The 11104-nt window shown below is 67.4% G+C and carries 10 protein-coding genes; 6 read left to right on the forward strand and 4 right to left on the reverse strand.

Translation table 11 applies throughout. The features are described 5' to 3' along the window. The first annotated feature begins 30 nt into the window (after positions 1–30). Together AC6LKG_RS12850 and AC6LKG_RS12855 are read left to right on the forward strand one after the other, a co-directional pair. Positions 31–948 carry a ParB/RepB/Spo0J family partition protein gene (locus tag AC6LKG_RS12850; protein ID WP_498164892.1) on the forward strand — a complete coding sequence of 306 codons (918 nt, stop codon included), beginning with the start codon at positions 31–33 and terminating at the stop codon, positions 946–948. Then, positions 941–1945, forward strand: a complete 1005-nt coding sequence (locus AC6LKG_RS12855; RefSeq protein ID WP_498164894.1) for an asparaginase — start codon at positions 941–943, stop codon at positions 1943–1945. The genes AC6LKG_RS12850 and AC6LKG_RS12855 overlap by 8 nt, the downstream gene beginning before the upstream one ends. A 45-nt stretch (positions 1946–1990) precedes the next feature. On the opposite strand, the gene AC6LKG_RS12860 is transcribed toward AC6LKG_RS12855, so the two are convergent. After that, positions 1991–2872 carry a LysR substrate-binding domain-containing protein gene (locus tag AC6LKG_RS12860; protein WP_498164896.1) on the reverse strand — a complete coding sequence of 294 codons (882 nt, stop codon included), beginning with the start codon at positions 2870–2872 and terminating at the stop codon, positions 1991–1993. A 130-nt stretch (positions 2873–3002) separates the two neighbouring features. On the opposite strand from AC6LKG_RS12860, the gene AC6LKG_RS12865 reads away from it, so the two are divergent. From AC6LKG_RS12865 to AC6LKG_RS12880, 4 genes are all read left to right on the forward strand, one after another. After that, positions 3003–3590, forward strand: a complete 588-nt coding sequence (locus tag AC6LKG_RS12865; protein WP_498164898.1) for a cysteine dioxygenase family protein — start codon at positions 3003–3005, stop codon at positions 3588–3590. Between the two features lie 5 nt (positions 3591–3595). Next, entirely contained in the window at positions 3596–4810 is a 1215-nt protein-coding gene (metC, locus tag AC6LKG_RS12870; RefSeq protein ID WP_498164899.1) for a cystathionine beta-lyase, read from the forward strand. Positions 4811–4812: 2 nt separating this feature from the next. Beyond that, entirely contained in the window at positions 4813–6408 is a 1596-nt protein-coding gene (locus AC6LKG_RS12875) for a rhodanese-like domain-containing protein (protein ID WP_498164900.1), read from the forward strand. A 153-nt stretch (positions 6409–6561) separates the two neighbouring features. Then, entirely contained in the window at positions 6562–7563 is a 1002-nt protein-coding gene (locus tag AC6LKG_RS12880; RefSeq protein WP_498164902.1) for a Bug family tripartite tricarboxylate transporter substrate binding protein, read from the forward strand. 7 nt (positions 7564–7570) lie between these two features. Here AC6LKG_RS12880 and AC6LKG_RS12885 read toward each other — a convergent pair whose 3' ends face one another. The 3 genes from AC6LKG_RS12885 to AC6LKG_RS12895 form a co-directional block, all read right to left on the reverse strand. Next, on the reverse strand, positions 7571–8332 hold the full coding sequence (locus AC6LKG_RS12885; RefSeq protein ID WP_498164903.1) for a DeoR/GlpR family DNA-binding transcription regulator: 762 nt from the start codon (positions 8330–8332) through the stop codon (positions 7571–7573). A 17-nt stretch (positions 8333–8349) separates the two neighbouring features. Then, the gene (locus tag AC6LKG_RS12890) at positions 8350–10032 is read right to left on the reverse strand and encodes an ABC transporter permease subunit (protein WP_498164904.1); all 1683 of its coding nucleotides are present in this window, start codon (positions 10030–10032) and stop codon (positions 8350–8352) included. 37 nt (positions 10033–10069) lie between these two features. Then, a partial coding sequence (locus AC6LKG_RS12895) for an ABC transporter ATP-binding protein (RefSeq protein WP_498164905.1) occupies positions 10070–11104 on the reverse strand: 1035 nt, incomplete at its 5' end.

An 11104-nucleotide genomic window follows, 5' to 3' on the forward strand; every position in this document is an offset into this window, starting at 1 on the left:
GCCAAAAACAGAAGGAAAGAGGATTTAACTATGGCCACCAAGAAACCCAAGGGATTGGGTCGCGGACTTGACGCCTTGCTGGGCGCCGACGCGCCCGCCATCGACAACATCGGCAAGGCCCCGGCCAAGCCCGAGGGTCTGCCGTCCACCTTGCCTGTTTCGAAGATGCGGGCTGGCAAGTACCAGCCGCGCACCCGCATGGACGAGGGCGCGTTGGGCGAGCTGGCCGAGTCGATCCGCACGCAAGGCATCATGCAGCCCATTCTTGTGCGCGCCCTCGGCGACGCGCCCGGCCATTACGAGATCATCGCGGGCGAACGCCGTTTCCGCGCGGCGCAGTTGGCCGGATTGAAGGAAGTGCCGGTGCTGGTGCGCGAAGTCGCCGACGAAAATGCGGCCGTCATGGCGTTGATCGAGAACATCCAGCGCGAAGATCTCAATCCGCTCGAAGAGGCGCACGGCGTGCGCCGCCTGTTGGACGAATTCGGCCTGACCCACGAGCAGGCCGCGCAGGCCATTGGCCGCTCGCGTTCGGCCACCAGCAACCTGCTGCGCCTGTTGAACCTGGCGTCGGCGGTGCAGACCATGCTGCTGGCCGGCGATGTCGACATGGGCCATGCGCGCGCGCTGCTGGCGGTGGATGCGGCCACGCAGATCCAGTTGGCCAACCAGATCATCGCGCGCCGCCTGTCGGTGCGCGAAGCCGAGAAACTTGTCGCCAAGACCGCCAAGGAAGCCGAGAGCGCGGCGTCTCCCAAGAAGAAGGCCAATGGGGCCTCGCGCGACCTGACGCGCCTGGAAGAAGCGCTATCCGATCACCTTGGCACGCGTGTGGCGTTGAAGGTCGGGGCCAAGGAAAAAGGCCAGATCGTCATCGACTTCCACGGCTGGGAACACCTGAATTCGCTGCTCGAGCGCCAAGGCCTGTCCGGGGTGGTCGATGCCTGAGCAGGCGCTGCCCGTCATCGCGGTGCTGGCCACCGGTGGCACGATCGCCGGCGCCCAGGCCGATGCCACATCCGCCGGCTACAGGGCCGGCTCGTTCTCGGTGGGAGACCTGCTGGCCGCGGTGCCGCAACTGGCAGGCCTGGCGGAGATTCGCGCCGAGCAGGTCGCCAACGTCGGCAGCCAGAACATGACGCATGCCGTCTGGCGCACGCTGGCCGAACGCGTCGATGCCCTGTGCGCGGATCCGTCCGTGGCCGGCATCGTCATCACGCACGGCACCGACACGCTCGAGGAAACCGCTTACTTTCTCAGCCTGGTTATCCGCCATGACAAACCCGTGGTGCTGGTCGGCGCGATGCGGCCGGCCACCGCGCTCGGCGCCGAAGGCCCCGCCAACCTCTACAACGCGGTGGCGCTGGCGCGCCATCCCGACGCGCGCGGACGTGGCCCCCTGGTGGTCATGAACGAAGACGTGCACTACGCGCGGGAAGTCCAGAAGATCGCCAGCGCCGGCATCAATGCCTTTGCCTCGCCCAACCGGGGACGCGCCGGCGTGATGCATGGCGGCACGCCCTGCTTCTATTCGCGCAACACCACTGTCCACACGACACAAAGCGAGTTTTCACTCGCATTGCTGGAAAAGGCCGGCTGGCCGCGCGTGGACGTGGTCTACGCGCACGCCAACCTGCAGGACGATGTCATCGACTTCATCGCGCGCCAGGCCGACGGTATCGTGTTGGCCGGGGTCGGCGATGGCAACGCCACCGACCTCGCTGTCGCTGGTTTGACGCGCGCCGCGGCCGCTGGCGTCGCGGTGGTGCGTTCCAGCCGGACCGGCAGTGGTTACGTCGCGCGTGACGTCGAACTCGACGACGCGACGCTCGGCTTTGTCGCCGCCGCCGACCTGAACCCGCAGAAAGCCCGCGTCCTGTTGATGCTGGCGCTGTGCGTCACCCGCGACACCGCGGCCTTGCAGCGCTGCTTCGATCGCTATTGAAATGCCGCGCGCACTCAAGGGCAGCCCCTTGAATGCGCGCCGGCGCTATGGGTCGAGCGGCGCTTGCGCGCCATGCGCCAGCCCCAGGCTGGTGCGCAGCATGTCATAGACCTGCCGCGTCAGCGGATTGATCAGGTCACGCCGGATCCACAGGAAGTACGTCACGTCCGGCAAGGGCGGCAACCCTTCCTTTTCGCCCAGCACTCGCATCTCCGGCGCCAGTAGTTCGACGCTGCGCGCCGTCACGCCCAAGCCCGCCCGCAGTGCCGCCTTGATACCCACCAGGTTCGGCGCGACGTAGTTGGTGTGCCAGCGTACCTGCGCCTGCTCCAGCGCGGTCAATGCCAGCCGGCGAAAGATGCTGGGTTCGTCGGCCAGCACCAGCGGAACCGGCGCATTCATGTCATGCACATAGTCGGCCGAGGCCAGCCACACCGTGGGTGAGGTGCGCAATGCCACGCCTTCGAAGTCCTGGTCGAAGCGCGTCGAGATCGTCAGGTCCAGTTCGCCCGCGCGCAGCGCATCCATCAGGAAAGGGCTGCGGTCGGTGCGGATCTCCAGCTTCACGCGCGGCGCCGAGCGAGCGATGTGGGTCAGCAGCGTTGGCAGAATGGTGTCGGCCACATCGAGCGGCGCGCCCAGCCGCAGATCGCCCTCCAGAGGACCGTCCTGCAGCGCGCGCAGCGCCTCGTCGTTGATGGCCAGCATGTGGCGCGCATACTCCACCAGTCGCCTGCCGTGGTTGGAAAGGGTCTTGTTGCGGCCTTGCTTCTCGAACAGCGGCAGGCCCAGGGTCGCTTCCAGGCGTTGCATCTGCTGCGTCACGGCCGACTGGGTCTTGTGCAGCCGGTTGGCGGCCGCGGAAAAGGTCTCGTAGCGCGCGATCGCGGTCAGCGTACGCAGCAGGTCCAGATCGAGATTGCGCATGGGGAACAGGGGATATCAGCAAGAAACCATTAGAGATGCTTATGGAATATTAAGGCAATTTAAATTGTTGGCGCGGGCGGCTGACGATAAAGTGACCGCAATAGTCCATGAAACAAGCGAGAAAGTCACCGTGAGCACCCCGCATCCCAACCAGCATGGCATCGACAGTGCCGTCGGAAATATTAAAAATACTTTAGGAAATAAGGGTCTGAACCGCGACAGCCTGAAGGCAGTGCTGGACGAACTCATCGGCCTGGCGGGGCACACCGACTGGTGGAACCAGGAGCGCTACCCCGCGCCGGAAGACGGCGAGCGCCAGGCGCGCTACCTGATCAGCGAAGACGCCGACAAAAGCTACGCGCTCTACCTGAACGTGATGCGGCCCGGCAAGCAGATCGTGCCGCACAACCACACTACCTGGGCCTGTATCGCGGCGGTGGAAGGCGTGGAATACAACTACGTCTACGATCGCACCGACGACGGCTCGGTGCCCGGCGTGGGCCACCTGAAGCAGACCGGCACCGTGGTGGTCGGGCCGGGCGCCGGCATCGCGCTCATGCCCGACGACATCCACGCGGTCGAGATCCAGGGCGACAGCGTCATCCGCCACCTGCACATGTATGGCCGCGCGCTCGAAACGCTGGACGAACGGCTGGCCTTCGACCTGGCCGCCGGCACCTGCAAGGTCATGCCGATCGGCGTGCAGACCCGTCGCTGACCGCCATGAACAAGCCCCTGCGGCCCGCGACGCGCCTGCTGCGCGCCGGGCGTCCCCATGCCGGCTGGGTCAACACCCCGGTCACGCGCGCCAGCACTTATGTGTTCGACAGCGTCGCGGCCTGGCGTGACACCCGCGCCCGCCGCGAACAGGAAAGGCTGCCGTCGTATGGCGCGCGCGGCACCGACAGCACGCACGCGCTGGAGGACGCGCTGGTCGAGCTGGAGCAGGGCCATCGCGCGCAGTTGTACCCAACCGGGCAGGCCGCCATCGCCACCGTGCTGCTGGCCTATCTGCGCTGCGGTGACCATGTGCTGGTGACCGATGCGGTCTACGAACCGGTGCGCCGCTTCTGCGCCGAGCACCTGTCGCGGCTGGGCATTGAATTCACTTTCTATCCCCCGGACGGCGCCGGCCTGGCGCAGCTGCTGCGTCCCAATACGCGCATGATCTATGCCGAGTCGCCGGGTTCGCTCACCTACGAAATGCCGGATCTGCGGCAGCTGGCTGAGTTGGCGCAACGCCATGATTGCTGGCTGGCTGTGGACAACACCTGGGCGTCCGGCTTGCTTTGCCAGCCATTGGCGCTGGGCGCGGACATCTCGATTCTCGCCGCCACCAAATACCTGGGCGGCCACGCCGACGTGATGATGGGCGCGGTCGTGACCCATGCGCGCGCCTGGCGCGCGCTGGAACGAGCCAGCATCGATTTCGGCCAGACTGTCGGCGCCGATGATGCCTATCTGGTGCTGCGCGGCATGCGTTCGCTGCCGCTGCGCCTGGCGCAACATGCCCGCAGCGCATTGCGCGTGGCGCAGTGGCTGCAGGGCAGGGCGGAAGTGGCGCGCGTGCTGTGTCCGGCCTTGCCTGGAGACCCTGCGCACGCGGTCTGGCGGCGTGAATGCTCCGGCACCAACGGCTTGTTGACGCTGGAGTTCGCCGCCGGCATCAGCGATGCCGCCATGGAAGCCCTCATCGACCGCCTGCGCCTGTTCGGCATTGGCGCATCCTGGGGCGGCTTCGAAAGCCTGGTGATCCCGGTGAATTTGGCCAACGCGCGGTCGTTGCCCGCCATTGGCCCGCGCGGCGCGATGCTGCGCCTGCATATCGGCCTGGAAGACCCCGACGACCTGATTGCCGACCTCGACCAGGCATTCGGCGCGCTACGCGCGGACGCGCAAGCGCCGCATTCCCACTCTCCCGACTCCCTGCGGATTTGATGATGCATTCCCCCTCCGTTCCGACCCTGGCCGATATCGACTCGCACACGCTCAAGGAGTGGTTGCACGATGACGGCGAGATCGCGCTGCTGGATGTGCGCGAGCATGGCCAGTATGGCGAGTCCCATCTGTTCTACGCGGCGCCGATGCCCTTCAGCCGGCTGGAAGCCGACATCTCGCGGCTGGCGCCGCGCCGCGATGTGCGCCTGGTTGTGTATGACGCCGGCGCCGATGATGACGTTGCCATGCGCGCGGCCACGGCCTTGCGCGCGCTGGGCTATACGCGCGTCTATCGCCTGGCCGGCGGCATCGGGCAATGGCAGCGCGATGGCTATGCCACATTTGCCGGCGTCAACGTACCCAGCAAGACTTTCGGCGAACTGGCCGAAGAAGTGTTCCATACACCGCGTATCGGCGCGGCCGAACTGGCCGAGCGCCAGCGCCGCGGCGACGACCTCATCGTGCTCGACGGCAGGCCCTTTGCCGAGTACCAGAAGATGAGCATTCCCGGCGGCATCTGCTGTCCGAATGGGGAATTGGCGTTGCGCGCCCACACTCTGGCGCGTGATCCGAATACCACTATCGTGGTCAACTGCGCCGGCCGCACGCGCAGCATCATTGGCGCGCAGACGCTGATCAACCTGGGCGTGCCAAACCCGGTCTACGCGCTGGAGAACGGCACCCAGGGCTGGTACCTGGCGGACTTCAGGCTCGACCACGGCGCCAGCCGCCGCTACGACGAGGCCATCGCGGTACAGGATCTGCCCGCGCTGGCACAACGCTCCGCCAACCTGGCCGAACGTCACGGCGTGCCCCTGGTGGATGCGGCCCAGGTGCGGGCATGGCTGGACGACCCGGCCCGCAGCACCTTTCTGTGCGACGTGCGCAGTGCCGAAGAATATGCGCAAGGCTCGTTGCCCGGCGCCCAGCACACCCCGGGGGGGCAGTTGATCCAGGCCACCGACCAATACCTGGCCGTGCGCGGCGCCCGTATCGTGGTGTTCGATGGCGAAGGGGTGCGCGCGCCGGTGGTGGCCAGCTGGCTGCGCCAGATGGGCTGGGACGCGAGCGTGCTCAAGGATGGCCTGGCCGCCGACCTCCCGGCGCCCGCCGAGCCGCCGGCCGAGCCGCCGCTGAGGCTGCTGGACGATACCGCGCTGGCCGCGGCGCTGGCCCAGGGCGCGCGGTTGATCGATATCCGTTCCAGCATGCGCTACCGTGCGCGGCATATCGCGGGGGCGCAATGGTCGATCCGGCCGCGCTTTGCCGGCCTGGCGCTGGATCCGTCGCGGCCGCTGGTGCTGCTGGCCGACGATCGCGCCGTTGCCGCCTGGGCCGGGGCCGACCTGCGTGCGCTGGGCGCGCGTGACGTCGCGGCCAACCTGGGCACGCCAGCCAGTTGGTCGGCCGCCGGCCTGACGCTGGTCGCCACTCCCGATGAGCCTGCCGACCGGGATTGCATCGACTACCTGTTTTTCGTGCACGACCGCCACGACGGCAACAAGGCCGCGGCGCGCCAGTACCTGGCCTGGGAAACCAATCTGGTCAGGCAGATCGACGCGCGCGAGCGCGCCGCCTATCGCTTCCCGGCGGGCTGACCAAGGTATCGCGGCCGCCGCGGCGACCGTGTGAAACGTTTCATCCGATCAGCACGCCCCGCCGCTTTGCCGGCGGGGCGCGGACGGTTCATGACGAACCGGAATGCAATGGACGGCCGAGCATCCGGCCGCCAACCACAAGGGGAAATACCGATGAACAAGTACCTCGTGCAACATGCTTGCAAGACCGCCGCCGCCCTGGCCTGCCTGGCGTGGGGGTTGAGTGCCCACGCCCAGGCGCCCGCGCCCCTGGCCGACTATCCCAAGCAGGCCGTTACGGTGGTTTCGCCGTTTCCGCCCGGGGGCGGCAACGACGGCGTGGCGCGCCTGATCGCGCAGGAGCTCGGCGCCATCATTGGCCAGAGCGTGGTAGTGGAAAACCGCTCCGGCGCCGGCGGCAGCGTGGGCACGTCGCAGGTTTCACGCGCCAAACCCGACGGGTACACGCTGGTGATGTCGCAGACCAGTGTCATGGCGGTCAACCCGCGCCTGTACAAGAACGTCGGCTTCGATCCGCTCAAGGACTTCGTGCCGATCTCGCAGATCACCTCGGCGCCGCTGGTGCTGGTGGCGCGCAGCGAAAGCGCCTACAAATCGCTCGGTGACTATCTGGATGCCGCGCGCAAGCAGCCTGGCGTCATCACCTATGCCACGCCCGGCAATGGCACCATGAGTCACCTGATGGGCGCGCTGCTGTCGCAGAAGGCCGACGTCAAGCTGGTGCATGTGCCCTATCGGGGCGCCGCGCCCGCCATTACCGACCTGATGGGCGGCACCGTGGACATGCTGATCACCTCGCCGGCCTCGGCCGAACCCATGGTGGCGGCCGGCAAGCTGCGCGTGCTGGCGCTGAGCCACGAGAACGGCATCGGCATCTTCAAAGGCGCGCCCACGCTCGGCCAGTCCGGCATGGACGGCATCGCGGCCGACGATTGGTATGGCCTGTTCGCGCCGGCCGGCACGCCGCCCGAGCGTATTGCCTATCTGGCGCAGGCCGTGGCGCAGGCAATGAAGTCGCCCAACGTGATCGCCAAGATCCAGGCCGGCGGCAGCCAGCCCGTGGGCAGCGCGCCCGACGCGTTCGGCAAGCGGCTGCGGCAGGACACCATCTACTGGGCCGACATGGTGAAGGTCGCGGGCGTGTCGGTGGACTGACGCGCCGCTACACCACCAGCATCTTGCCGACCGCGGCCGCCAGGGCCGCGAAGGCAGGCTGTTTTTGCGCGTGGGTGTTGGTGATGAGGTGGTCGATGCGATTGACCTCGCAGTACGACACCCGGCTGCACAGGCCGATCTTGCTGAAGTCGGCCAGCAGGATGCGCTGCTTGGCGTTGGCCGCCATGGCGCGCGCCACCTCGGCTTCGCGCAGGTCGTAGCTGGTGGCGCCGCATTCGGCATCCACGCCCACCGGCGACAGCAGCGCCACGTCGGCGCGGTAGCGGTGGATTTCGGCGATGGTGATGTCGCCGGCGGTGGCGCACACCGGCCCGCCCACCGATCCACCCAGCATGATGAGTTCATTGGCGCCGCTACCGGCGGCGCCGACCTTGAGGGCCACGTCGAACGAATTGGTGATGAGCGTCAGGCCGCTCAGCTTGGCCAGCTCGTCCGCCAGCATGCTGGTGGTGCTGCCGGCGTCCAGGAACAGCGTCTGGCCGCTCGTCACCAGGCCGGCGGCGGCGCGCGCGATGGCGCGCTTGTACTTGACGCGAGTGTGCACGCGCTCGGTGATCGGCGGCTCGCTGTGCACCGGCACCGCGCCGCCATGCACGCGGCGCAATTCGCCCATCGCCTCCAGTTCCAGCAGATCGCGCCGGACGGTCTCCCGCGACACCCCCAATTCGCCGACGATACGGTCGGTCGATACCTGCTGCAGCGAAGACAGCAGGGCGCGGATTCTCTGATACCGCTCTTCTTGCCACATATCGGATGCTTCCTAATCTATTTGCGGCGCCGCGCCGGCAACGCAACCAACGCGCGCATCGCCAGCAACGAGCCACCCACGACCAGCATGATAAGCGTCGAATAGGCCGCCGCCTGCGAAACGAAACCGGCTTCGTCCAGCCGCAAGACGGAAACCGGCGCCACGCTGACTGACGGCGTCACCAGGAAGATCACGGCCGAGAGCGTCACCATGGAGCGCATGAACAGGAAAAAGAACACCCCCAGCACCGTCGCGGCAATTTGCGGCAGCACCGCATCGCGCAACACGTGCAGCGTGCCGCCGCCCAGGCAGTTCACCGCCTCCTCCAGCGCCTGCGGCACGGCGCGCATGCCGGTCATCATCGTCAGGAAGCCCTGCGTGTGATAGTGGTAGAAGTTGCACAGCGCGATCAGCGCGGCGCTGCCATACAGCGCGTAGAGCGGATTGGCGGGCGAGTTGAAGGCGAAGATATACGACAGCCCCAGCACCAGTCCCGGCACGCCCACCGGCAGCACCGACACCAGGTACACCAGCTTGGCCCAGGCGCGCGGGATGCGGCACACGCCGAAGGTCAGGAAGAACAGCAGCAGCACCCCGCCGGCCGCGGCCGCAAGTGACAGGTACAGCGAGGTCCACAACGGCGCATAACCCCCGCTGACGGTGATGTCGTAGTGCTTCAAAGTCCACTCCATGCGGTACGGCCACAGCCGCATGAAGCTGGCGAAAACCACCGTGGCCACCGTCGCCACGATGGTGCTGGCGCACAGCAGTACGCCGGCCGTGAACGCCAGATCCCGGCCGCGCGCCGGTTGCGGCGTGACGCGCAGCCCGCTGGGCGAGGCGGCGCCGAACTGGCGCTGCGAGGCCACGCGCTCGATCTGCAGCGAGATCAGCGACGGCAGCAGCAGCAGGATGCCCACTACCGAACCCATGCCGAAATTCATCTGGCCCGAAACCTGGCTGTAGATCTCGGTGGCCAGCACGCGGTAGTTGCCGCCGATCACCGCGGCATTGCCGAAGTCGGTGATGGTGATCACGAACACCACAAACCCCGCGCTCAACAGGCCGAACTTGCAGTTGGGCAGTGTGATGTCGAAGAACTGCCGCGCGCCGGACGCGCCCATCACTTCGGCTGCGTCGTAGTAGCGCGCATCGGTGTTGCGCAACGCCGCCTGCAGGATCAGCACGGCCTGCGGCAGGGCATAGAACACGTTGGAGATCAGAAGCCCCCAGAAGCCATAGATGTCGAGTTCCCACCCAGTCCAGCGGTGCACCAGGCCATTGCGGCCGAGGATGAAGATCAGTCCCAACCCCTGTACCAGCGACGGCGCCAGCAGCGGCAGTACCAGCGCCAGCTTGACGAACGCTTTGCCGCGCATGCGGCTGCGGTCCAGCCCGAAGGCGATGGCAAAGCCCAGCAGCAGGCTGATCGCGGTGGCGGCCGCGCTCATGACCAGGCTGTTGGCCGTAGCGGTCAGGATACCGCGTGTGGCGAACACGTCGGCATAGTTGCCCAGGCCGATGGCGCCGTCCTTTTGCACCAGGCTGCGCCAGCCGACGGTGGCCAGCGGATAGAGGAAAAACAGCGCCAGACCGGCCATCGGAATGCCGACGCAGGTCCATAGCAGCAGACGGTCCAACGATGCCGGCGCGCGGTGGGCGCGAGGCGAGGCGGTGGCGCCGAGACGAGTCGTGTTCATGCCGTGGCTCCCGCGCTTGCCGGTGGGGCGGACGCCGTCATACGCGGACCCAGGCGCATTGGCCCGGCGCCATATCCAGGCGCACCGGCGCGCCCTGCGACAAGCCCGCCGCGCCCTGCTGTTCCACCAGCAGCTCGCGGCCCAGCCAGTCCACCCGCACGCGCGTCAGGTTGCCCATGAAGGTCATCTCGCGCACCCGGCCCGGTCCGCGTTCATCGGCGGCAATGCGCAGGCTTTCCGGCCGCAGGCAGGCCTCGAAGCGTTCGCTGGCGCCATCGGGCCGGGTCGCCAGCAGCGCCGGCATGGCCTCGCGCACCCAATCGGTCGGCAACAGGTTGCTCAGGCCGACGAAGTTGGCGACAAAGCGTGTGCTCGGCCGCAGATACAGATCGGAAGGCGAGCCCACCTGCTCGACGCGGCCGTCATTCATGCACACGATCTTGTCGGCCAGCGTCAGCGCTTCCTCCTGGTCGTGCGTCACCATGATGGTCGGGATCCGCAGGCGGCGCTGCACCTCGTGGATCTCGGCGCGCATGTCCGTGCGCACGCGCGCATCCAACGCCGATAGGGGTTCATCGAGCAGGATCAGGGCAGGGTCCACCGCCAGCGCGCGCGCCAACGCCACGCGCTGCTGCTGTCCGCCGGACAACTGATGGGGATAACGCTGTGCATAATCCGGCAGCTTGATCAGCGCCAGCAATTCACGCACCCGCGCGTCGATGCGCTCGCGGCTCTCGCCACGGATGCGCAAGCCGTAGCCGACGTTCTCGGCCAGGGTCATGTTGGGAAACAGCGAATACGACTGGAACACGATGCCGAAGCCGCGCTTGCGCGCCGGCAGCGGCGACAGGTCGCGTCCGCCCAGCGTGATGGTGCCGCTGTCGAACGGCAATAGTCCGGCGACGATGCGCAGCAGGGTTGTCTTGCCGCAGCCGCTGGGCCCCAGCAGGCAGACGAATTCATGCTCGCCCACCGACAGGTCGATGCCTTCCAGCGCCACCGCGCCGTCGAAGGTCTTGCGGATCCCGCGCAATTCCAGGTACATGGCCGCTCCAGGCGGTGGCGCGTGCGG

Source organism: Achromobacter sp. 46006, assembly GCF_059761975.1.

Excerpts from the sequence above, each read along its gene's own strand:
- AC6LKG_RS12850 (WP_498164892.1), top strand. The coding sequence starts at position 31 with ATGGCCACCAAGAAACCCAAGGGATTGGGTCGCGGACTTGACGCCTTG.
- AC6LKG_RS12855 (WP_498164894.1), top strand. The coding sequence starts at position 941 with ATGCCTGAGCAGGCGCTGCCCGTCATCGCGGTGCTGGCCACCGGTGGC.
- AC6LKG_RS12860 (WP_498164896.1), bottom strand. The coding sequence starts at position 2,872 with ATGCGCAATCTCGATCTGGACCTGCTGCGTACGCTGACCGCGATCGCG.
- metC (WP_498164899.1), top strand. The coding sequence starts at position 3,596 with ATGAACAAGCCCCTGCGGCCCGCGACGCGCCTGCTGCGCGCCGGGCGT.
- AC6LKG_RS12875 (WP_498164900.1), top strand. The coding sequence starts at position 4,813 with ATGCATTCCCCCTCCGTTCCGACCCTGGCCGATATCGACTCGCACACG.
- AC6LKG_RS12880 (WP_498164902.1), top strand. The coding sequence starts at position 6,562 with ATGAACAAGTACCTCGTGCAACATGCTTGCAAGACCGCCGCCGCCCTG.
- AC6LKG_RS12885 (WP_498164903.1), bottom strand. The coding sequence starts at position 8,332 with ATGTGGCAAGAAGAGCGGTATCAGAGAATCCGCGCCCTGCTGTCTTCG.
- AC6LKG_RS12890 (WP_498164904.1), bottom strand. The coding sequence starts at position 10,032 with ATGAACACGACTCGTCTCGGCGCCACCGCCTCGCCTCGCGCCCACCGC.